Genomic DNA, 22,535 nt, shown 5'->3' on the forward strand with positions numbered 1-22,535 from the left:
TCCTGATATCAGTATTTATGGCAGGCCACCAGATGTCCTGGCTCTGCTTCCCGAAGCAGTGGAACTTCCTGTCTGCATCGTTCTTCGCACCATGGACAGCGGTTATGAAACCTGCATCCGCCAATGGAACGTGACTGCACGCCGTTATCTGTTACGATCTGATCCAGTGTTTTTACTCTCGGGTCCGGTACCGGAATGGAAGAAATCAGCATTTTTGTATAGGGATGCAGCGGATTGGAATAGAGTTTGTCTGCATCTGCGATTTCCATAAGATTTCCCAGATATAGAACTCCGATCTCATCGCAGATTTTCTGTACCACCTGCAGCTGATGGCTGATAAACAGGTAAGTAAGTCCGTATTTTTCCTGAAGATCCTGAAGCATCTGAACGATCTGCGCCTGGAGAGAAACGTCCAGTGCGGAAATGGGCTCATCGCAGACCACAAACTCCGGCTGTACGGAAAGTGCCCTGGCAATGGAAATTCTCTGTCTCTGTCCACCAGAAAACTCATGAGGATATTTCAGAAGATCCTGCTCTTTAAGGCCAACAACCCGGATCAGTTCTTTTGCACGTTCTTTCCGCTCTTTTGGAGTATACAGCTTATGGATTTCCATAGGCTCACAGATAATATCCTGTACAGTATGGCTTGGATCCAGAGATGAATACGGGTCCTGAAAAACAGACTGCATTTTTTTGCGGTATGGAAGGAGTTCTTTTTCTCCCATGGCTCCAATCTCCGTTCCTCCGTAAAAGATCTCCCCGCCTGTTGGCTTATGATAGCGGAGGATTGCTTTTCCGATGGTAGACTTTCCGCTTCCGGACTCTCCTACCAGACCAAAAGTTTTTCCCTTTTCAATGGAAAAGCTTACCTGATCTACGGCTTTCAGGATACCCGGCTTAAAAGACAGAAGTTTCGGAGATTTCTGTTTAAAATATACTTTCAGATCTTTTACTTCAATTAAAGAATTGCTCATTTTTCCTCCTCCCTTCTGTGACAGAGAATCTTATGTTCCTCCGAAGATTCATAATATTTCGGAAGACAGGCCTCGCAGGTTTTATCCGCATACTTGCAGCGGTTCAGAAACGGACATAAATTTCCGCTTCCGTCAGAAAGATCTCTTTCCAGAAACTGTTCAAAAGTTCCTCCCACACGTGGCATACTTGCGATCAGTGCCTGGGTATACGGATGGCCCGGATTAAGAAAAATCTCCTCTACCGTTCCCTCTTCCACCACGTAACCCCCGCACATAACAGCTACTCTCTTACAGGTCTGTGCCACAACGCCCAGATCATGGGTGATCAGAATGATACTCATATTATTTTTTTTCTGAAGTTCCAGAAGAAGATGAAGGATCTGTGCCTGAATGGTTACATCCAGAGCTGTCGTAGGCTCATCGGCAATAAGAACTTTCGGATTGCTGCTCATGGCCATGGCGATCATTACACGCTGGCGCATACCACCGGAAAGCTCATGGGGATAACTACGCATGGCTTTTTCCGGATCTGTGATCCCTACTGCCGTCAGCAGCTCAAGCACCCGGGCCTTTGCCTCTTTTTTTGTCATAGAAGTATGACGGCGGATCAGCTCCACCATCTTGTTTCCTACGGTATAGACCGGATTCAGTGCAGAAAGAGAATCCTGAAAAATCATGGCAATCTCACCACCACGGATTTCCCGGAGCTCTGCCTCACTTTTTTTCAGAATATCCTCACCCTGAAAAAGGATTTCTCCTCCCATAATCCTGCAGTTGGACGGGCCAAGACGGAGAATGGATTTCGTTGTTACACTTTTTCCACTTCCGGATTCACCTACAATTCCGAAAAAATCTCCCTCTTCAATGGCAAACCCGGCATCTTTTACTGCCTGTGTTTCTCCAAGATCCGTAAAGAAAGACACTTTCAGATCTTTTACTTCCAGTAATTTTTCCATTTGTGCATGTCCTCCTTACTTAGGCTCAAATACTTTTCTCAACACTTCTCCCAGATAGTTGAAACTGATAACCGTGATCAGGATCAGAATACCCGGAAAGATGGCAAGGTACGGAGCCTGCTGGATATAACGCTGTGCATTGCTGAGCATGCTTCCCCAGGAAGCTGTGGGCGGCTGGATGCCCAGGCCGAAAAAGCTCAGTGCGGACTCCATCAGGATCGCGTTTGCAATATTCATAGTTGCGGCAACAATAATGGTCGGCATGATATTCGGAAGAATATGATGCACAATTGTGGAAAACTTTTTCTGTCCGGAAATCTTTGCATAGATAACATATTCTCTCTCATTCAGGGAAATCGTCTCACCACGGACGATCCTGGCAATGTTCATCCAGGTCAGAAATCCAATGATCAGGACAATATTCTGTAAACCCGGTTTCAGAAAAGCGTTCATAACGATCATGATCAGGAATGTAGGAAGGCTCATCAGTGCATCTACCAGACGCATCAGTACCGCATCCACGGTTCCTCCTACAAATCCACTGATGGAGCCCACAATCACTCCAAGGGCTGTAGAAAGGATCATGGACAGAAATCCAACCAGAAGAGAAGCTCTTCCGCCATAAATACAACGTGCCAAATAATCCCTTCCCATATCGTCGGTTCCAAAGAGATGTGACATAGAAGGGGCGTTCAGTCTCTCTGTAGCGCTGATGGCATTGGGGTCCACCGGATACAGAAAGGCAAAAATAGAGATCAGTGCCAGAAGAAGGATAGCCACTGCTCCTGCAACTGCCAATTTATTTGTCTTAAAACCAAGTTTAATGTTTTTCCAGATATTTTCTCTCATGACCCTTCACCTCCTAACATCCGGCCTTGCGAATTCTCGGATCAAAGACAGCGTACAGAACATCTGCCAAAAGATTTCCGAGCACCACAAGAAGTGCTGTAAACATGGTAATGCCCATGATCAGGGGATAGTCATACTGCATAACGGCAGTAACCGCCAGCTGTCCGATTCCCGGCCATGCAAAAACCTGCTCTGTAATAATGGCTCCGGAAACCAGTGACTGCAAACTCATTCCAAGAACTGTGATCATGGGAAGCATGGCATTTTTCAGTACATGGCGGAACAGAATCCCGGACTCTTTCATTCCATAGGCTTTCTGCACCATAACATAATCTGAGGACATCTCCGTAATGGTACTGCTTCTCAGATACCGGATATACTGGGATGCATTGGCAAAAGTCAGCACCGCACAGGGCATCACCATGTGAAGCACCAGATCTCCAAAAGAGCGGTCCCCGTCTGAATGCATACCAATACTTGGAAGGATATGAAGATGCACACTGAACAGGTAGATCAGCATGATACCGAACCAGAAAGTGGGGATGGAAATTCCCACATAGCAGAAAAGACTGGTGATTTTATCCAGAATTCCGTTTTTATTTTTGCCGGAATACAGTCCCAGCACAATAGCAATAAGAAATCCCAGCAGCATACTGGTTCCCATAAGGATCACTGTCGCCGGAAGACGTTCCAGCATCTGTGTCAGTACCGGACGGTTATTCATCAGAGAATTCCCGAAATTTCCGTGAAAAATCCTTCCCAGCCACAGGAAATACTGTTCATAAAGAGGCTTGGTAAGACCCAGGCTTTCTCTTAAGTTCTGAATGTATTCTTCACTCATATTCGGCTCCACATAAGTCAGGACCGGATCTCCGGGAGCTGCTTTTGTCAGTGCAAAACAGAGAACAGAGACAATAAACAGTGTCAGAATACACTGCACCAGACGGTTTGCGATTTTCTTCAAAATGTACCTCCTTTATTTTCCCTGAAAACAGGAAATCGGCTGGCGCGAAAAACGCGTCAGCCTCTTCCTTTCTGTGATTATCTTTTATAAATTTATGTTTTATTTCTCCAGTGTGTAGATCTTGGAATAATCATAGTAAATCGTCTTTAACAGACATTCATCAAATCCGCCAAAATCCTTATTTACCGCATAGAATCCATTGGAATACGCGATCGGATAAATATACATATTATCGTTGATGGTATTCTGAATTTCTTTATATATGTCACTGCGCTCTGTCTCATCTGCTGTACTGTTTCCTTTTTCCCACAGTGCATCCAGATCCGTATCCTTGATCTTGGAGTAGTTGGAACGGCTGTCAGAAGAACACATATCTGCATAAAGGCTTGGTTCCTCACCTAAGGTATAAAAGCTTAATACCAGATCATAATCTGTACATTCCGGATCTTTGGTCTTATTCTTGAATGTTGATTCATCAGTCGGAACAAGATTTACAGTAATTCCTACATTTGCAAGTGCAGACTGTACATACAGAGCCTCACTCTCCATGGTCTTGTCTGTAGAGATATACATCAGATTCAGAGAAAGCGCTGTCTTTCCTGCTTCTGAAAGAAGCTGCTGTGCCTTGGCCGGATCATTGTCATAGGTATTGTCCGGTTTTGCATAATAAAGAGTATCCGGTGTAAACAGGGAATCCGCCGGCTCTGCATAATCTTCGGAAATGAATGCAAACTGACAGAATTCCTCCTTATTCAGTGCGTATGCTATTGCCTGGCGTACTTTTACATCCTGAAGATCTTCATTCAGCTCATTCATGAACATGGCATTGACACGTCCGGAATTGTAAGTATTGATATTTACGTTGTCGTATGCGCTGACTGTATCGTAATCATCAGCGCTGATCAGACGTGCATCCAGATCACCACTTGCAAGTGCCGCATTGGCAGAACTGGAATCTTTAACGATCTTGAAAGTGATGGAATCCAGATTTACATCTTCATAATAATCATCGAATTTTGTTACTTTAAGGTACTCACCGGATTTGTACTCCTCGAACTTAAACGGTCCGTTTCCTACCGGCTCATTGTTCAGATCGCTCTCTCCGATATTTTCCACACCTTCATAAATGTGTTTCGGAATACAATAAACCTGGCTTAAACCGCCAAGAAATCCTGCGGAAGAAGATCCGAGGGAAAGCTTCACGGTAAGGTCATCGATTTTCTCTGCCTCTACCGCCTTATCATTCACATATCCGTAAGAAGAATATGGCACATTCTGTTTCTCGTCTACCAGAACCTGCATGGTAAATACCACATCATCAGCGGTAAGAGGCTCACCGTCATGCCATTTCAGTCCGTCTTTCAGCTTCAGAGTAAACTCGCTGGCATCATCGTTAGCTGTCACACTCTCACAAAGTCCGTTTCCGTAATACATTTCTCCATTCACGATCTCAAAAAACGGGCTGTAAAGTGCCTGCATCATATCAAAACTTGTCTGATCCACAACATACAGCGGATTGATATTCTGAGGATCTGTGGTTTCTGCAATTGTAATATTACCGCCGGCAGCCTTGGCTCCTTCGGTGTTCTCTGCCGCAAATACTGCTGTTCCTGCCATAACAGTCGTTCCTGCTACTGCAGCTGCCAGAAGCGCTGCCAGTACTTTTTTTCTCATCTCTTTGTTCCTCCTCTGGCTCAGCGGGTATTCCCGTTTTCCCACTGAGTTACTATGATATATGTACGATGGTACTATATCCTCATATTTTTGTCAAGCCTATCCTGAAATTCTATCCGGAATTTCCCTTTCGCACATAAAACCTTATCTTTTATTCTACCTACAGGCAAGACAGGCGTCAAGAAATATTTGTCATGGTTTTGATCCAGTGCCCGTAATTGCATTTCAGGAATGCGGGTACACACTTAAAAATCTGATCTGCGTTAAGGCAGCACACCACAATGGCCGGTGATGCTTTGACCACAAATGCCATAAACATAGATAATGGGATCACAATCGCCCAGGTACTGATCAGATCCACCTTCATGGAATAGGCAATACTGCCACTTCCACGGATAATGCCTCCATTGGTAGGCATCTGATAAGACATTCCTACCATCACCACACTTAAGATCATAAGAAATGTATTGGCCATTTCTCTGGTTTCCGGAGAAAGCTGGTAAAGGCTTAAGACCGGAATACGGATAAAGAAAAGCAGCACGCCGCAGATAATTCCCATGAATACAAAAAGTTTCTGAAGTTTCTTGGAATAGAGTTTTGCAAGCTTCAGATCTCCAGAACCTATCGTTTTTCCCATGGTGACCGATGCTGCAGTTAATTATCAGAGTCATGACAGAAAGCCCGAAAGCGATCCCCGCGATTTCCACACAGCGCAGCGTAGCCAGCAGAATCTGTGTCACCGCAAAGAAAAAATAGGTAAAACGGATAATCGCAAGATAGGAAAGTCCGGCTTCAATAATTGTCTGGTCTGTTGTAAAAAGCCCCAGCAGCTGACGTGGAAAAAAGCTTGCCAGAAGAAACAGGATGAGAGCAATAAAAATGCCTGTGCACATGGCCCAGGCACTGATCTTTCTCACCGGTTTTGTCTCTTTCTTTCCCCAGTACTGGCTTCCGAATATGACAAGTCCGTCTCCCAGCGCCATGAGCAGCTGCTGAAAGACGAACTGTACCTGATTTACAGTGGTTACTCCGGATAATGCAGTCTCGCTGAATGCACCAAGCATAATGTTGTCAGCAAGGTTGACACTTAAAGTTACTACATTCTGCAAAACCAGCATGGATCATAATTTCAGAAAATTACGGTAAAAATTCTTCATCAGTCTTTTACAATGGCAATAATATCATCGGCATTGATGACCAGATATTTCTCACCTTCGTATTTGATCTCAGTTCCTGTGTATTTTCCGTAGATTACACGGTCGCCGGGTTTTACCTGTATCGGAACTTCTTTCCCGTCTACGATCTTACCGGAACCAACAGCAATAACTTCTGCCTGCTGTGTCTTCTCTTTGGAGCTGTCCGGAAGAACAATACCGGATGCTGTCTTATCCTCTGTCTCAAAATATTTCACGATTACTCTGTCTGCAACTGGTTTTAATGCCATGTTTATTTCCTTCTTTCTGTATTTATTAGCACTCTTTTAATACGAGTGCTACTCTTTTCTTATCATACTACAAATCCGGAAATTGTCAAGATATTTACCGCAATCCACACAGTTTCATCAGGATCCTATCGTTTTTATTCTTTGTCGCTGATTTCTATAGGTTCTGTCTCATAAATAAATTTCACACTGCCCTCCATATCGTCTGAACGCTGTGTAAAACTGTCATAGGAAACATCTTCCGCCTTCAGAGCTTTAAAACGGTCAATAACATTCTTCAGATCTTTGTTCACACCGTCATCCAGTTTTTTCACACCTTCTTTATAGAACTTTGTCTGTCCGTCACTTAAAGTCTTTGCACCTTCACTCAGCTTGCTGATTCCTTCCTGCACCTGACCGCTTGCATCTTTCAGCTTATCCGCGCCGTCAGACAAAGTTCCCACTCCAGATGACAGTGTCTGCATTCCGCTCTTCAAAGCCTGAGTTCCGGACGCAAGACTTCCGGCACCAGATGCAAGCTGGCTGGCACCATCGTTCAGTTGTTTTCCTGACGAAACAAGCTGATCCGCTCCCGATGTCAGAGTACTGCTGTTTGAAGAAAGTGCCAGAACGCCGCTCCGAAGCTGTGCAAGGGCTTCTTCAATCTGTTTACTTCCTGCTGTCAGTGTTTTTCCTGTCTTTTCCAGAGAGGAAGCTCCATTTATCAGCGAATCTGCGGTTTTATTTTTTTTGCCCTGCAGATCGGTAATTCCTGAATTCACAGCATTTCCCAGTGTATCCAGCGTATCTGCGTTCTTTTCGAACTGCTCTCCTGCTGCCGAAAGATTACTCTGATAGCCAGACTGAATTTTCTTATTTTTCTGAGACAGTGTATCTGCCGTATCTTTTAATGTACTGATCTCTGTCTGAATTCCCGGAAGCTGCTTTCCAAGATCCGAAAGGGCATTATCCATAGTTTTTACCGTATCAGAAAGCTGTTTTCCAAGATCATCCAGTGAACTTCCGGTATTTTTAAGCTTCTGGCCATCTCCTGCCAGATCCTGTACCTCCTGTTCAAGTTTATTGACCGCATCATGAAGCTCTGTGATCGCCCATCCTGTTGAATCCACGGTATCTACCAGTGCATTCAGACTCTGAACAGCACCCTGCGTTTTCTGTGCGGCAGTACTTGTGGAAGATGCAGTACTTTTCAATGTATCTGCTGCATTTTTTAATGGTGAAGTATCTGACGGCTGTCCTTTCAGAGAGGAAGTATCAATTCCGTCCGCACTGCTTCTGGCGGCCTGGACTGCTTCAAGTGCAGCCTGCACCGCCGCCCTGGTTCCCTCATCCATGGTACTGTAATCAATCCCGGAAAGCGAAGACTCCGCTGCGGAAAGGTTATTCCTTACATCAGAAATCCCCTGATCCACGGTTGTTGTGTCTATTGTCGTTTCTCCTGCGCTGCTGATCCAGTTTTCTATTGTCTCTGCCTGGGTATTCATTATATCTGCGTTATCTTTCAGGGTATCCGCAGCCTCCTGAACATCCGGTGTTATCTGAGAAATATTTTTCCCGTCAGAGATCTTTGATATGTTTTCCTGAAGCGCTGATATTTTCTGTCCAAATTGTTCTACGCTTTCAACATATCTCTCCACCTGACTGTTATACGCAGAAATTTTTTCTGCATATCCGGAAGTATTTTCCGAAAGATCCGCTATCGCATCTGCATCCAGAGAAGTACTGAGTGACTGCATTTTATCTGCCGCCGCTTTCGTATCCTTCAATGTCTCATCCATTCCCGGGATCAGAATATCCATGCTGGAAAGCAACGTCTTTATCTCTTCCAGATACCGGACCATACTGTCAGAAAGTGCAGAGCTTCCTTTTATGTACTTTTTCATATAATCCGTTAATGAAGAAGTTCCTTTCACATAGGCAACAGTTCCCTCTGCAAGCTTGCTGCCACCGGATACATAACTGTCCACCCCCTCTGTATAAGACTGGACGCCTTTTTTCATTTCAGACATACTGCCACTTAACGTATCTACTCCGCCTGTATACTGTTTCAGACCTGAAGCAAGAGTTCCTGTTCCCTCTGTATAGGCAGAAACTCCCTGAGCAAGTGTGGCTACCCCACTACTTAAAGCGGCAGCTCCGCCATTTAACGTTCCTGCTCCGTCATCCAGCTTCTGTGCGCCGGATTCCAAAGCAGAAACACCGGTACTTAATGCATCTATCCCCTGATCAAATTCTTTATATTTTTCATTCAGGGTATCGACACCTTCTGAAAGTGATTTTGTTCCTTTCATCAGTTTGGACGCAGCCTTTGTCATTTTTTTGATAGAATCCTGGAGATCATCAATACTGTCCAGATCATTCAGATTGATCTCATCCAGCACATCTGTCATGGCTACCGTAAACGAAGAACTCATTTCACATTCTGTGACATCGGCCTCCACTGTAAATTCTTCCGGAATACTGATATCCTTCGCCATATCTTCGCTCAGATCCAGGCTTTCTTTCAGCCCAGGCATGGCTATACCAAGCACAATGTTTCTGGAATCATCCTCCACTACCTTGCCATTATCTACAGTTACATTGGAAAAATGATCTGTAGAAAGGATCATTCCTGTAAGCATCATGAACGGTGAGTATAACTTTACACTTTTTCCACTGATTTTTTTTGTTGTAACTGCATGGTTTTCATAAGCAACATGTATTTTCAGATGGCCGGTTTTTCCGGCAAGGTCTTCCGGTTTAATCTTTCTTCCATCAAGTTCATAGGAAAAAGTCACTGTCACTGGAAGATCTTTCTCTGTTTTTCCTTCATAATGAATATCTCTTCCATCTGTTTCCCAGGTAAGCGTTTTTCCATCCTGGGTAAAACCTTCATCACCTTTTGTATTTTTGATATCACTTAAATCTGAAATATCCGTGATTGTCGAATCAGATAATGTCTTTGCGTTTTTAAGCCATTCTGACACGGTAATCTCTTTTATTGTCCCGTCTGCCTCTGTATTAACATAAACAGTTTCTTCCTTGCGGATACTGTTATCTGCATCTGTCTGCTCCGTGGCACCTGTGATCGTACCTGCTCCCAGTAATACAGACATACCCGCGGCCAATACTGCAGCTGATCTTCGTTTTCTGTTTTTCATACCGAATAACTCCCTCTGCCATGATATTAGTTAATTATCTATAACTTTGTTATACAATAACGAGTTAGTTTCGTCAATCTTTTTTGCCAATTTTTACTTTTTCTGTAGAAATTCAGATATAAAACAGCCTTTCACAGATAGCTGTGAAAGGCCGCTCTCTCATTCTTATTTATGATATGGCTCTCCGTTGATGATCCGGTAACTGCGGTAGATCTGTTCCAGAAGGATCACACGCATCAGCTGATGTGGAAAAGTCATCTTCGAAAAACTCAGCGCATAATCTGATCTCGCAAGAACTTCTTTTCCAAGGCCGATGGAACCTCCGATCACAAACTGGATATGGCTGACTCCACGGATGCCGAGGGTATTGATCTTTTTTGCAAACTTCTCCGAAGTAAGCTGTTCCCCGGCAATCTCCAATGTGATCACAAAAGCATCATCACGGATATATTTCAGAAGGCGTTCTCCTTCTTTTTTACGGATAGCCTCCTCCACTGTTTCACTTGCATTATCCGGTGTCTTCTCATCGGATACTTCTATGATCTCCAACTTACAGTAACGGCCAAGGCGCTTGGAATACTCTGCGATCGCATCTCTTAAATATTTCTCTTTTATCTTTCCTACTGTCAGGATACTGATCTTCATCCGCCGTTCTCCTCCAGATAATTTTCAAATTCTTCTGCTGACATAAGAACCTTTCTGGGTTTCGTTCCTTCTTCCGGTCCCACGACACCGGCATCGCAAAGCTGATCCATGATTCTTGCCGCACGATTAAAGCCGATCTTAAACATACGCTGGAGCATACCGATAGAAGCTTTTTCTTTCTCAATAATAAACTTGCCTGCTTCTGTAAAATACACATCCCGGTCGCCGCCTGCTCCTCCGGGAGCACTGGCTGTGTTCACCTGTTTTTCAATTGCAGTATCATAAACTGCACCCTGATTTTTGTCAGAGACATATTCCACAACAGCGCTGACTTCTTCGTCGGAAACAAAAGCGCCCTGCAGTCTGGCCGGCTTCTGATATCCCTGAGGATAAAACAGCATATCGCCCTTTCCAAGAAGTTTTTCTGCACCATTCATATCCAGAATGGTTCTGGAATCCACACCGGAAGATACCGAAAATGCGATCCTTGACGGCATATTAGCCTTGATAAGTCCTGTAATAACATTAACAGACGGTCTCTGAGTCGCAATGATCAGATGGATTCCCGCCGCACGTGCAAGCTGAGCCAGACGGCAGATCGCATCCTCAACCTCTCCGGGTGCAACCATCATAAGATCTGCAAGCTCGTCCACGATGATCACGATCTGTGGCATTTTTTCCGGAGCTTTCTCGCCTTCCGGCACTCGCATATTGGCAACTTTCTTGTTATATTCACCCAGATTACGTACTCCATATTCCGCAAAAGCATTGTAACGGCTGGTCATCTCGGAAACGGCCCAGTTCAATGCGCCTGCAGCTTTCTTCGGATCTGTGACAACCGGAATGAACAGATGTGGGATTCCATTGTATACACTCAGCTCTACCACCTTCGGATCGATCATGATCAAACGCACTTCATCCGGCGTTGCCTTGTAAAGAATGCTGATGATCAGGGTATTGATACATACCGATTTACCGGAACCCGTAGCTCCCGCGATCAGAAGATGCGGCATCTTGGCAATATCCGCTACAACCGGTTTACCGGCAATATCCTTACCTGCTGCAAAGGAAAGTTTGGATTTTGCATTTTTGAATTCGTCGGACTGCAGAAGATCCCGAAGCATAACCGGACTGTTTTCTTTATTTGGGACTTCGATTCCCACAGCCGCTTTTCCCGGAATCGGCGCTTCAATACGGATATCCGGCGTTGCCAGGTTCAGTTTAATATCATCGGAAAGTCCGACGATCTTGCTGACTTTCACACCCATTTCCGGCTGAAGTTCATAGCGGGTTACCGTAGGTCCGCAGCTGACATTGGTAATTGTTACATTTACTCCGAAATTATGAAGTGTCTCCTGAAGTTTCTGGGCTGTTTTTCTTAAATGCGCATCAGAATCCCCCTGGGCTTTTCCATCTCCACGTTTCAGCAGTTTCAGAGGCGGATACTGATATGGTTTTTTCTCCGGTATTTCCGTGCTGCTGATCTCATGCTGGATATTTTTAATTCCATGCTCAATCTCCGCCTGGGAAGATTTCGGATTTCTGGTGGACGGATGAGAAATCCTCTCTGTTTCTTCCGGCTGCGCTGCTGTCTCATCGTCGATATCCGGAACGGATGTCTTTTCTGTTTTTGCTGACGATTTTCCGGTCCTGGATTTCTGCTTCTGGGATGATATCTGACTCATCTGAGGAATATCCGCATCCTCGTATCCATCATAGTCATCCTCTTGCGCTTCCTGCATATCCCGTTCAAAATCCGGCTCTTCTGTTTCTTCCCGTGGTGTCTGCGGCTGCGAACGATGGATCTGAAATTCCAGAGGTTTCTGCTTGGGAGGTTTTATTTCTCCTTCTTCCGCCTCCTCCGTCAGATCTGTATCTTCAGTTGGAAGTGCAGCTTTTTCTTCATCAAGAAAAGAAGGAAGATTGAACTCACCTTTACGGTTGGCTCTTACTGCCTCCTGTCTCTCTTTCTCAGCTTTTTTGGATTTTGTTTTACGCTTTCCGGATTTTTTTGCCGGATTTTCTTCCGAAAGAGCCAGTTCCTCCTCTTCCAGTTCTTCCTCCAGCTGTCGGATCTTCTCTGCCCTTTTCTCCGCCCGGATCTTTCTGCGGAGTTCTTTCTGTTTCTCTCTGTCCGGCTGTGCCTCCAGATATGCCTCACGTCCCTCTCTTGCAGCATCCGCGAACAGATCCAGAATTTTATTCATAAATCCAAAAAAGGATCTCTGCGTAATGATGATCATAGACACCAGCAATACCAGAACAATGATCACTACACCCCCAACTGTGCCAAATGCAGATGCTGTTGAAATGCAGACAGCACCTCCCAGCACTCCGCCACCAGTGTGGTATTCTGAACTGAGCGCATAATAATCCGCAAAGGTCGTACTCGGTGTATATCTTTCTGTAAGCAGCTGTAAAAGTCCGCACAGAAAAATAAAAAATACAATTCCTGCAAAAATCTTTTTATATGCAAGACGATTCTTATTATTAACGATCAGAAAAGTAACGCCTCCAAACAGAACGATGGGGAAAAGGTACGCACACAACCCCATAATCCCAAAGCAGATACTGCTGATCGCATTTCCCACAATACCGCCCATACCAAACGCACTGATCATCAGGATCAGGCAGGCCGCAAACATAACAAGAATTAAAATTTCCGTCTGAAACCGATTACCGGTATCCTGCTGTCTGGACGCAGTTTTACTTTTTCTTTTTTTAGTTGTTTTTGAAGCTGCCATTGTCAGACTCCTCCCGGTTGATTAAAATCAAATATAATTGGCTGCCAGAATAAGAATCCCGGCTGCAAAGGAATAAAACGCAAAATAACGCAGTCTGACCTGATTCGAAAGCTTAAGCATAAAACGGATCACCAGATAACCGGTAACCCCAGCCACGATCATTCCAAGAATATATGTAAAACCCTTTCCAACTGTCATGCTGACAGCAGTAAATTCTCCCGCTTCTACAAAAAAAGCTCCGATCACTGCAGGTATGCTCATCAGCAGAGAATACTTCACCGCAAATTTCCGGCTGAGGCCGCAAAAAAGACCTGCACTGATCGTAAGACCAAATCTGGAAAGACCTGGAAGCACAGAAATTCCCTGGCATATTCCCATCCACATGGCATCTCCGAAATTCGCTTCCCGCGTGCCCTTATTACCGTTTATATTGCTGTAATCCACAACCAGCAGAATCACGCCGGTAAGAAGGATCCCGATCCCGGAAAACATATGAGAAGATGCACTGCGTACTACCAGACGTTTACACTGATATCCGATCAGAATGGTGGGGATCGTTGATACAAAGATCAGCGCGGTAAGTTTCCGATACGTTCCGCTCACAATCTTTGCATAGGTTAAATTCTTTCCTGTTCTCCTGTTATAAAGAAAAATATTGGCATTTCCGATCAGATCCAGAAACATTCCGATCAGTTCTATTCCGATCTTCTTAATATCTTTCCGGAAAACAAAGATCAGCGCTATCATGGTGCCCAGATGTAACATCACTTCAAAAAGTACGCCGGAACCCCGGCTTCCACCAAGAAGATCCTGTACTGCGCAGAGATGCCCAAAACTGCTTACAGGCAGAAATTCGGTGATTCCCTGGATAATTCCTAATATAATCGCATGTATCACTGACATAATGATATTTCCTTTTCTAAAAATTTTTCCAACATATTATAGCATAACTGAGTAAAACTTACAATCCACACTTGGCAAAACTTTCAAACATGTGTTCTTTTTTGTGTTGAGGCAAAAAAATCCCCCGACCGCAACAAAAAGCAACAGTCGGAGGACCTATTCATCTGCTTATGAACAGAATTTTTACTTATTTATTTTTCAGATATTCATCGATACCTCTTGCACCAGCTTTACCTGCACCCATAGCAAGGATTACAGTAGCTGCACCTGTAACGGCATCTCCGCCGGCATATACACCGTCTTTGGATGTCTTACCAGTCTCTTCTTCGGCAACGATACATCTTCTCTTGTTGATGTCAAGGCCTTTGGTTGTGGAAGAGATCAGAGGGTTCGGTGAAGTACCAAGGGACATGATAACGGTATCTACATCCATGTCATACTCGGAACCAGGAATCTCTACTGGACGTCTTCTTCCGGAAGCATCCGGCTCGCCAAGCTCCATCTTTACAACCTTCATACCATTTACATGGCCGTTCTCATCTACAAGGATCTCCTTCGGATTGGTAAGAAGATCAAAGATGATACCCTCTTCCTTAGCGTGGTGAACTTCCTCTGCTCGTGCAGGAAGCTCTGCCTCACTTCTTCTGTATACGATATGTACCTCAGCACCAAGTCTCAGAGCTGTTCTTGCAGCATCCATGGCAACGTTACCACCACCGACAACTGCAACTTTCTTGCCTGCCGCAATCGGTGTATCGTAAGAATCATCGAATGCTTTCATGAGGTTGCTTCTTGTCAGGTACTCGTTTGCAGAGAATACGCCGCTTGCATTCTCACCCGGGATACCCATGAACATCGGAAGACCTGCACCGGAACCGATGAATACAGCCTCAAATCCCTCATCTTCGATCAGCTGATCGATCGTTGTGGATTTACCGATAACAACGTTTGTCTCGAATTTAACGCCAAGCTCTTTAACTTTCTCGATCTCTTTCTTAACGACTTTCTGTTTCGGAAGACGGAACTCCGGAATACCGTAAACAAGAACACCGCCCAGTTCATGAAGAGCCTCGAATACAGTCACATCGTAACCAGCTTTTGCAAGGTCACCTGCACAGGTAAGTCCTGAAGGGCCGGAACCGATGACTGCAACTTTATGTCCGTTCTTAACCTCTGCTCCTGCAGGTTTGATATCATGCTCCAGAGCATAGTCAGCAACAAATCTCTCAAGCTTGCCGATGGAAACAGCCTCGCCTTTTTTGCCACGGATACACTGTCCCTCACACTGGGATTCCTGTGGGCAGACACGACCACAGATAGCCGGAAGTGCGGAAGATAATCCGATCACTTTGTAAGCTTCTTCCATGTTGCCCTCTTTGATGTGTTCGATAAATCCAGGAATATTGATGGATACCGGACATCCCTCTACACATTTCGGTTTCTTACATCCGAGACATCTCTGTGCCTCTTCCATTGCCTCTTCCTGATTATATCCAAGACATACTTCCTCGAAGTTTGTCGCACGTACCTTCGGATCCTGCTCTCTTACAGGAACTTTTTTTAACATTTTTGCATCTGCCATTACTTGTCACCTCCGCACTGTCCGCATCCACCGTGGTGGGTATCGCCTTCCTGAAGCTTCAGTAATGCACGTCCCTCCTGGGTCTTATACATCTGACTTCTCTTCATAGCCTGATCAAAGTCAACGAGATGTCCGTCGAACTCCGGTCCGTCTACACAGGCAAATTTAATCTCATCGCCGACCTGAAGACGACAGGCACCGCACATACCGGTTCCGTCAACCATGATCGGGTTCATGCTGACAATTGTGTGGATACCAAGTTTCTTGGTAAGAAGACAGACGAATTTCATCATGATCATCGGTCCGATCGCTACACAGACATCATAATGTTTGCCTTCGTTTGTTACAAGATCCTCAAGAGTCTTGGTTACCATACCGGAACGGCCATAGGAACCATCATCTGTTGTAACGTAGAGATTGGAAACAGATGCAAGCTCTTTCTCAAGGATAACCATATCCTTTGTCTTGGAACCAAGGATAACATCTGCTGTGATACCGTGCTCATGAAGCCATTTAACCTGCGGATAAACAGGTGCAGTACCAACACCACCGGCTACGAATACCATTTTCTTTTTCTTAAGTTCTTCGATATCCTCGTGTACGAACTCAGATGGACATCCAAGAGGTCCTACGAAATCACGGAAAGAGTCTCCCCCTTTCAGAGCAGACATCTTGATCGTAGATGCTCCGATCTCCTGGAATACGATAGTGATCGTACCAGCCTCGCGATCGTAATCACAGATTGTGAGCGGGATTCTTTCGCCCTTCTCATCAAGTTTCGCAATGATAAATTGTCCTGGCAGACAGTGGCTTGCCACACGTGGTGCATGCACAACCATAAGATGGATCTTAGCTGCCAGCGTTTCAGCTTTTAAAACCTTATACATGGTCTTCCTCCTCGCGCAAATTATAAACCTTTATTAATAATACGCTAAAAATCCGCATATGGCAAGGGGAGATTTACAATTTCCGTCGATTTTCTTTACCACGGCACAGCGCAACCACGTTAGTCATGTTTAATCAATATAACCAAAAATCGCATAAAAAAACGATCATTTCTGTAATTTTCGCTCTTCGATCAGGGCATACAGTTTATCCAGCGCCTCCCGGATCCCGCCAACTTCATCAATCACCCCTTCCTTCACTGCCTGTTCTCCTTCCAGCATGGTCCCCACGTCTTTTACCAGCTGAGAAGTATCCAGCATCAGTTCCTCCATCCGTTCTCTGGTAATCCCTGAATGTTTCGATACAAAGGCCGTGATGCGATCCTGGATCTTTTCCATATTGCGGTACGTCTGCGCCACACCGATGAACATTCCGTTCTGGCGCACCGGATGGATGACCATGGTAGCACTTGGCACGATAAAAGAATAGTCCGCGGAAACCGCCATGGGAACGCCTATGGAATGTCCGCCGCCCAGCACAAGGGAAACCGTGGGAATACTTAAAGACGCGATCATTTCCGCAATCGCCAACCCCGCTTCCACATCGCCGCCCACTGTGTTTAAAAGGATCAGAAGTCCCTCGATTTCCTCATCGTCCTCGATCAGGGCCAGTTTTGGCAGTACATGTTCATACTTGGTAGTTTTGCTGTGTGACGGCGCAGATTCATGGCCTTCGATCTCCCCGATCACTGTCAGAAGTTCCACCTTATGTTTCCGGGAATTTCCATCCAGCACGACCTGTCCGGTTTCCTGGATCTGCTTATCCTGGCTTTCTTCACGGTCCAGTTCCTTCTGTTTTCCCTCTTCTTTATTTTTTTCCATAAAAAATACCTCCGGAATCTGAAATTCTGGAGGTATTATATGCAAAATATTACTTTCTATTCAGAGATCACTCGTCCCAGTTTGTCCATACATCAGTAACATCATCATCCTCATCAAGAAGATCCAGTGTTCTGTGGAGATCCTTGATCGCCTGGTCATCGGTGAGCTCTACGTAGGTCTGCGGGATCATGGCGATCTGCGCCTCCATAAGCGGAATTCCGGCTTTCTCAAGAGCCTCACGTACAGCGCTGAAATCATCCGGATCTGTGAGAATCTCGAAGCTGTCTTCCTCCTCACTGAAGTCCTCTGCACCTGCGTCCAGAGCTGTCATCATCAGCTCGTCCGCATCCATCTCACCGCACTCATCTTCAAGCTCTTCTTTGTCGATGATGATCTGGCCTTTCTGATCGAACATAAAGGATACGCATCCCTGGGTTCCGATGCTTCCGTTACCCTTGGTAAAAGCGTTACGTACATTACCGGCAGTACGGTTCTTATTATCTGTAAGAGTCTCCACGATAATGGCAACACCGTTCGGGCCATATCCTTCGTATACAGCTTTCTCATAGCTATCTGCAGAATCAGCACCTGCTGCCTTCTTGATTCCACGGTCGATGGTATCGTTCGGCATATTGTTTGCTTTTGCTTTTGCGATGACATCACGAAGTTTGCTGTTGTTTGCAGGATCCGAACCGCCGGCCTTTACGGCCATAACGATCTCACGGCCGATGACTGTGAAGATCTTACCCTTCTTGGCATCATTTTTCTCTTTCTTATGTTTGATGTTGGCAAATTTTGAATGTCCTGACATGTTATCTTCCTCTCCTTGTTACCGTATATTTTCTTTCGTGCCCTTGCTTGTTCCGGGTACCGTTTTACATAATTGCAACTCGGTTTAATATAGCACTTATGGAAGATTTCGTCAAGAATCAGAATCCAAACCTGTCAAAAATCCCATGAAATCGCCCTAAAATGTAAGTTCCAGGCTGATCTCAAGTGCATGATTCACCTTATCAAGCATAACACTGTCCAGATGACACACCTTATCTTTCAGCCGCCGTTTATCAATGGTGCGAAGCTGTTCCAGAAGGATCACGGAATCCTTCTCGATCCCATAAGCAGATGCATCGATCTCAATATGTGTCGGCAGTTTTGCCTTGTTCATTTTGGATGTAATCGCCGCACAGATCACTGTGGGGCTGTGTCGGTTGCCCACATCGTTCTGAATGATCAGCACCGGCCGTATTCCCCCCTGTTCACTGCCTACAACAGGCCTTAAGTCCGCGTAAAAAATATCCCCTCTTTTTATAACCACACAATTCACACTCCGATTCTGGTCCGACTTTTTTATAAGCCGTATTCCTTTTTACAGATAAGTATTTCCACAATTCCTCTGTGTATACCATGCGTGATACTTTTTTACCGGACTTCTGCCTGGTTCGAAGTCTTAATAAATCTGAAATCTATAAATTTACTGGAAAAAGCTCTCTTCTTCTCCGCATTCCTTTCCGTCTTTGATATAAATCCTTGGAACTCGTTTGCTGATCTCACAGACAAACTCATAGGAAAATCTTCCGGAAAGATCACCCAGAGTTTCCACACTGATGAATTCATCTCCATCTCTTCCCATCAGTGTCACCTCATCACCGGCTTTTACCTCCGGGATATCTGTAACATCCACCATAAACTGGTCCATACAGACACGACCAAGGATCGGAGCTTTTTTGCCATGGATCAGGACCCAGCCTTTATTGGAAAGCTGTCTGGGATATCCGTCCGCATAACCTACCGGAATCGTTGCCATTCTGGTAAAACGCTCCGTAACAAAAGTTCCGCCATAACTTACCGCAGTCCCACGCTCCACATTTTTTACATAGGATACATGGCTTTTTAATTCCATGGCAGGAGTCAGCTTCACAATATCCCGCTCCACTTCTTCGGATGGATAGATACCGTAGATCGTGATACCGGCGCGGACTACATTAAGATTTGCCTCCGGCACACGGATGATACCCGCACTGTTGGAACAATGGCGTACCGGAATATGAACGCCTCTCTTCTCCAGAAGATCCGCAAAACGGAGATAACGGTCAAGCTGCACCAGTGCCGGAGACCGGTCAAACTCATCCGCTCTGGCAAAATGGGTAAACATTCCCTCGATCACCAGATTCGGGATTTTTGAGATTTCTTCGATCTTTACTGCGTTTTCCGGAATATCCGCATATCCGATCCTTGTCATTCCCGTATCCAGAGCCAGATGAATATGTACATTTTTTCCAATGCGTGCACCAGCTTTTGCATATTCTACTGCTGTGTTAAGATCCGATATTGTGATCCGGACATCATTCGCAGCAAGTTCCTCATAGTATTCCTCAAACACAAGGCCAAGGATCAGGACAGGCTTGGTGATTCCTGCATGTCGAAGTTCCAGCGCTTCTTCTGCGGTAGCCGTGGCAAATCCCCAGATATAGTCATAATCCTGGATCAGACGTGCAATAGCTCTGGCACCATGGCCATAACCGTCCGCTTTGATCACAGCAATGATCTTTGTCCCTTCTTTGACATTTTTATGCATTTCCTCAAAATTGTGAGCAATGGCATCCAGTGATACCAGCGCCTTGACTCTCTCGTATTTTTTCATGATTTTGACTCCTCTTCACATATCGCTAAAGCCCGGGGCAGATATGCGATGATATCTCCCGCCAGCATACTGCGTTTTCCTTTTTCTGCAGCTGCAAGATCACCGCAAAGTCCGTGAAGATAAACACCTAACGCGGCCTTTAAAACCATGGAGGGTTGTTCCTCCGTTTTCAGATACATACATAAGATCCCGGCAAGAAGTCCGGCAAGTACATCCCCGCTTCCTGCAGTTGCCATTCCGGAATTACCGGAAAGATTCAGATAAATATCATCTTTGCCGTCTGTAACAACCGTACATGCATCTTTCTGAACACATACCGTTCCTGTTTCCTTTGCATAATCCACAGCTGTCTGTGCGATTGTTTCCTGAATTTCTCCAATGGATCTGCCGCAGAGCCGGCTCATCTCTCCAATATGAGGAGTCAGGACTACATTCCCGCCCAAAAATTCCTTCCACTGCGGATGCATAGCCAGAAGATTCAGTCCATCCGCATCCAGGATCAGCGGTTTCTTCTCTCTGGCAGCTGCCGTAAGAAACCACTGTGCTCTCTCACGGCTTGCCACCGATGTTCCAAGCCCTGGACCGATGACGATCACGTCACACCAGGAAAGAAGCTGTTCGTTGGATTCTTCGTCAAACCTGCTGCATACCATTGCTTCCGGAAGAAGGATCTGCAAAGGAATCCTGTTCTCTTCCACAGTCTGGATCTTTACCATTCCCGCTCCGGTCCGAAGTGCCGCGCTGGCACTCAAATAAGCAGCACCACACATTCCTGCACTTCCGGTAACAAAAAGTATCTTTCCAAAAGTCCCCTTGTTCCCACCGGGATCACGTTCCGGAAACAGTTTCAGATCTTCTTTCTCCAGACATCTCGCCGATGCTTTTACAGCTTCCTGCTCATAGATCCCAATGTCAGCTATAACGATCTTTCCCGCATACAGCCTTCCCGGATAAAAACAAAGACCTCTTTTCCGGTAACCAAAAGTAACGGTAAGATCGGCACTGAAGGCAATTCCCATTTCCAGGCCAGTATCTCCGTTCACTCCTGATGGGATGTCAACAGCAATTTTTTTCGCCCGGGCACTGTTCATCTCGTGGATGATCTCAGCATAATGTCCCTCGATCGGACGCGCCAGGCCTACGCCAAACACGGCATCTACTATAGTAGTATATTCATCCCAGGCCGGGTTATTCACTTCCGGGACCTGATAACCTGTAGCGATCTTATACTGAAGCAACGTTTCCCTGGTCATTTTTTCTTTGTTTCCGGCCATATAAAATTCAGCCCGAACACCTTTCAGATGAAATAATCTGGCAATGGCAATACCATCTCCTCCGTTATTTCCACTCCCGCATACCACCAGGATCTTCTCGCTCTTCCCAAGATATTTCTCTGTTTCCTCAACTACTTTCAACGCTGCCCGCTCCATCAGAACTTCAGAAGCAACCCCGATCTTGTGGATCGTAGCATTATCCAGCTTCTTCATTTCTTCGCAGGTAACAATTTTTTTCATGCTGCACTTTGCCTCCCCTCTTTAACAGAGAAAGCTGCCGTTTCCGGCAGCCCGCTAAAATTTATTTCTCTACATGTTCCTGCCTGTATTTGCTCAGATTATAAGACAGTGTCATCAGGCTCTCAGAAAGATGCACGTTCTCTACGATCACATCATCCGGTGTCTCAAGATCAAGATGTGCAAAATTCCAGATTGCCTTGATCCCGTTCTCCACCAGAATATCTGCCATTTCCTTGGCCTTATTCTTCGGAAGAGTGAGAATTGCGATCTCTACGTTATTTTCTCTCAGGAAGAATGGAAGTTCGCTGAGCATCTGGATCTCAAGTCCGCGAACCGCAATGCCTTCCAGCACAGGATTTACGTCAAAGATTCCTACCAGCTTAAATCCCCTTTTCTCAAAATCCACATAATTGGCAAGTGCCTGTCCAAGATTACCGGCACCCAGGATGATCATCGGGTGGGCGATATCCAGTCCCAGGATCTTACCGATCTCTGTATAAAGATAATGTACATTATAGCCATACCCCTGCTGCCCGAAACCGCCGAAATTATTAAGATCCTGACGGATCTGAGAAGCTGTGGTATGCATCTTCTTACTTAATTCATTGGAAGAAATACGCTCTACATTGTCTTCCATCAGCTCTCCTAAGTAGCGGTAATAGCGTGGCAGACGCTTAATCACCGCTTTCGAGATTTGTTTTGTCTCCACGATAGTTTCCCTCCTTACTTTACACTAGGTTAA

At 45.3% G+C, this 22,535-nt stretch carries 19 protein-coding genes and 1 pseudogene; all 20 read right to left on the reverse strand.

Translation table 11 applies throughout. The features are described from left to right. Nucleotides 1–8 precede the first annotated feature (8 nt). Nucleotides 9–974: an ABC transporter ATP-binding protein gene (locus GPK81_RS10035; protein ID WP_215706968.1), complete on the reverse strand. Its 966-nt coding sequence runs from the start codon at nucleotides 972–974 to the stop codon at nucleotides 9–11. Further along, nucleotides 971–1,930, reverse strand: coding sequence for an ABC transporter ATP-binding protein (locus GPK81_RS10040; protein ID WP_021977749.1), 960 nt, complete (start codon nucleotides 1,928–1,930; stop codon nucleotides 971–973). The genes GPK81_RS10035 and GPK81_RS10040 overlap by 4 nt, the downstream gene beginning before the upstream one ends. A gap of 15 nt (nucleotides 1,931–1,945) precedes the next feature. Continuing rightward, nucleotides 1,946–2,779: an ABC transporter permease gene (locus GPK81_RS10045; protein ID WP_118071465.1), complete on the reverse strand. Its 834-nt coding sequence runs from the start codon at nucleotides 2,777–2,779 to the stop codon at nucleotides 1,946–1,948. A 13-nt stretch (nucleotides 2,780–2,792) separates the two neighbouring features. Then, the gene (locus GPK81_RS10050) at nucleotides 2,793–3,743 is read right to left on the reverse strand and encodes an ABC transporter permease (protein ID WP_021977747.1); all 951 of its coding nucleotides are present in this window, start codon (nucleotides 3,741–3,743) and stop codon (nucleotides 2,793–2,795) included. Between the two features lie 99 nt (nucleotides 3,744–3,842). After that, nucleotides 3,843–5,417 (reverse strand): ABC transporter substrate-binding protein, encoded by a 1,575-nt coding sequence (locus GPK81_RS10055; RefSeq protein ID WP_215706969.1) that lies wholly within the window; start codon nucleotides 5,415–5,417, stop codon nucleotides 3,843–3,845. 178 nt (nucleotides 5,418–5,595) lie between these two features. Continuing rightward, complete coding sequence (locus GPK81_RS18340; protein WP_334295255.1) at nucleotides 5,596–6,054, reverse strand: MATE family efflux transporter; 459 nt, start codon at nucleotides 6,052–6,054, stop codon at nucleotides 5,596–5,598. 70 nt (nucleotides 6,055–6,124) lie between these two features. Further along, nucleotides 6,125–6,535, reverse strand: a pseudogene (locus tag GPK81_RS18560) (MATE family efflux transporter); the annotation flags it as partial. A gap of 38 nt (nucleotides 6,536–6,573) precedes the next feature. Further along, nucleotides 6,574–6,861, reverse strand: coding sequence for a co-chaperone GroES (gene groES / locus GPK81_RS10065; protein ID WP_021977745.1), 288 nt, complete (start codon nucleotides 6,859–6,861; stop codon nucleotides 6,574–6,576). Nucleotides 6,862–6,995: 134 nt separating this feature from the next. Then, the gene (locus GPK81_RS10070) at nucleotides 6,996–9,998 is read right to left on the reverse strand and encodes a hypothetical protein (protein WP_215706970.1); all 3,003 of its coding nucleotides are present in this window, start codon (nucleotides 9,996–9,998) and stop codon (nucleotides 6,996–6,998) included. Nucleotides 9,999–10,163: 165 nt separating this feature from the next. Continuing rightward, a complete protein-coding gene (gene rlmH, locus GPK81_RS10075) occupies nucleotides 10,164–10,643 on the reverse strand; it encodes a 23S rRNA (pseudouridine(1915)-N(3))-methyltransferase RlmH (RefSeq protein WP_021977742.1) in 480 nt (159 codons plus the stop codon). After that, the gene (locus GPK81_RS10080; protein WP_215706971.1) at nucleotides 10,640–13,387 is read right to left on the reverse strand and encodes an FtsK/SpoIIIE family DNA translocase; all 2,748 of its coding nucleotides are present in this window, start codon (nucleotides 13,385–13,387) and stop codon (nucleotides 10,640–10,642) included. The genes rlmH and GPK81_RS10080 overlap by 4 nt, the downstream gene beginning before the upstream one ends. Nucleotides 13,388–13,414: 27 nt before the next feature. Then, nucleotides 13,415–14,290 (reverse strand): undecaprenyl-diphosphate phosphatase, encoded by an 876-nt coding sequence (locus GPK81_RS10085; RefSeq protein WP_118071470.1) that lies wholly within the window; start codon nucleotides 14,288–14,290, stop codon nucleotides 13,415–13,417. Between the two features lie 187 nt (nucleotides 14,291–14,477). After that, a complete protein-coding gene (gene gltA / locus GPK81_RS10090) occupies nucleotides 14,478–15,872 on the reverse strand; it encodes an NADPH-dependent glutamate synthase (protein ID WP_021977739.1) in 1,395 nt (464 codons plus the stop codon). Beyond that, complete coding sequence (locus tag GPK81_RS10095) at nucleotides 15,872–16,759, reverse strand: sulfide/dihydroorotate dehydrogenase-like FAD/NAD-binding protein (RefSeq protein WP_215706972.1); 888 nt, start codon at nucleotides 16,757–16,759, stop codon at nucleotides 15,872–15,874. The genes gltA and GPK81_RS10095 overlap by 1 nt, the downstream gene beginning before the upstream one ends. Before the next feature lie 165 nt (nucleotides 16,760–16,924). Next, nucleotides 16,925–17,638, reverse strand: coding sequence for a ClpP family protease (locus GPK81_RS10100; protein ID WP_021977737.1), 714 nt, complete (start codon nucleotides 17,636–17,638; stop codon nucleotides 16,925–16,927). A 67-nt stretch (nucleotides 17,639–17,705) separates the two neighbouring features. Then, complete coding sequence (locus GPK81_RS10105; RefSeq protein WP_021977736.1) at nucleotides 17,706–18,449, reverse strand: YebC/PmpR family DNA-binding transcriptional regulator; 744 nt, start codon at nucleotides 18,447–18,449, stop codon at nucleotides 17,706–17,708. Between the two features lie 156 nt (nucleotides 18,450–18,605). Next, nucleotides 18,606–18,953, reverse strand: a complete 348-nt coding sequence (locus GPK81_RS10110; protein ID WP_021977735.1) for a type II toxin-antitoxin system PemK/MazF family toxin — start codon at nucleotides 18,951–18,953, stop codon at nucleotides 18,606–18,608. A gap of 156 nt (nucleotides 18,954–19,109) precedes the next feature. After that, on the reverse strand, nucleotides 19,110–20,279 hold the full coding sequence (gene alr / locus GPK81_RS10115) for an alanine racemase (protein WP_118064287.1): 1,170 nt from the start codon (nucleotides 20,277–20,279) through the stop codon (nucleotides 19,110–19,112). Next, on the reverse strand, nucleotides 20,276–21,793 hold the full coding sequence (locus GPK81_RS10120; protein ID WP_021977733.1) for a bifunctional ADP-dependent NAD(P)H-hydrate dehydratase/NAD(P)H-hydrate epimerase: 1,518 nt from the start codon (nucleotides 21,791–21,793) through the stop codon (nucleotides 20,276–20,278). Before GPK81_RS10120 ends, alr begins: the two co-directional genes overlap by 4 nt. A gap of 61 nt (nucleotides 21,794–21,854) precedes the next feature. Continuing rightward, complete coding sequence (locus tag GPK81_RS10125; RefSeq protein WP_021977732.1) at nucleotides 21,855–22,502, reverse strand: redox-sensing transcriptional repressor Rex; 648 nt, start codon at nucleotides 22,500–22,502, stop codon at nucleotides 21,855–21,857. Nucleotides 22,503–22,535: the final 33 nt, after the last annotated feature.

Source organism: Blautia sp. MCC283 (genome assembly GCF_018785565.1).
Classification (GTDB): Bacteria; Bacillota; Clostridia; order Lachnospirales; family Lachnospiraceae; genus Blautia_A.

Coding starts and splice junctions, on each gene's coding strand:
- GPK81_RS10035 (WP_215706968.1), bottom strand. CDS start 974: ATGAGCAATTCTTTAATTGAAGTAAAAGATCTGAAAGTATATTTTAAA.
- GPK81_RS10040 (WP_021977749.1), bottom strand. CDS start 1,930: ATGGAAAAATTACTGGAAGTAAAAGATCTGAAAGTGTCTTTCTTTACG.
- GPK81_RS10045 (WP_118071465.1), bottom strand. CDS start 2,779: ATGAGAGAAAATATCTGGAAAAACATTAAACTTGGTTTTAAGACAAAT.
- GPK81_RS10055 (WP_215706969.1), bottom strand. CDS start 5,417: ATGAGAAAAAAAGTACTGGCAGCGCTTCTGGCAGCTGCAGTAGCAGGA.
- GPK81_RS18340 (WP_334295255.1), bottom strand. CDS start 6,054: ATGGGAAAAACGATAGGTTCTGGAGATCTGAAGCTTGCAAAACTCTAT.
- groES (WP_021977745.1), bottom strand. CDS start 6,861: ATGGCATTAAAACCAGTTGCAGACAGAGTAATCGTGAAATATTTTGAG.
- GPK81_RS10070 (WP_215706970.1), bottom strand. CDS start 9,998: ATGAAAAACAGAAAACGAAGATCAGCTGCAGTATTGGCCGCGGGTATG.
- rlmH (WP_021977742.1), bottom strand. CDS start 10,643: ATGAAGATCAGTATCCTGACAGTAGGAAAGATAAAAGAGAAATATTTA.
- GPK81_RS10080 (WP_215706971.1), bottom strand. CDS start 13,387: ATGGCAGCTTCAAAAACAACTAAAAAAAGAAAAAGTAAAACTGCGTCC.
- GPK81_RS10085 (WP_118071470.1), bottom strand. CDS start 14,290: ATGTCAGTGATACATGCGATTATATTAGGAATTATCCAGGGAATCACC.
- gltA (WP_021977739.1), bottom strand. CDS start 15,872: ATGGCAGATGCAAAAATGTTAAAAAAAGTTCCTGTAAGAGAGCAGGAT.
- GPK81_RS10095 (WP_215706972.1), bottom strand. CDS start 16,759: ATGTATAAGGTTTTAAAAGCTGAAACGCTGGCAGCTAAGATCCATCTT.
- GPK81_RS10100 (WP_021977737.1), bottom strand. CDS start 17,638: ATGGAAAAAAATAAAGAAGAGGGAAAACAGAAGGAACTGGACCGTGAA.
- GPK81_RS10105 (WP_021977736.1), bottom strand. CDS start 18,449: ATGTCAGGACATTCAAAATTTGCCAACATCAAACATAAGAAAGAGAAA.
- alr (WP_118064287.1), bottom strand. CDS start 20,279: ATGAAAAAATACGAGAGAGTCAAGGCGCTGGTATCACTGGATGCCATT.
- GPK81_RS10120 (WP_021977733.1), bottom strand. CDS start 21,793: ATGAAAAAAATTGTTACCTGCGAAGAAATGAAGAAGCTGGATAATGCT.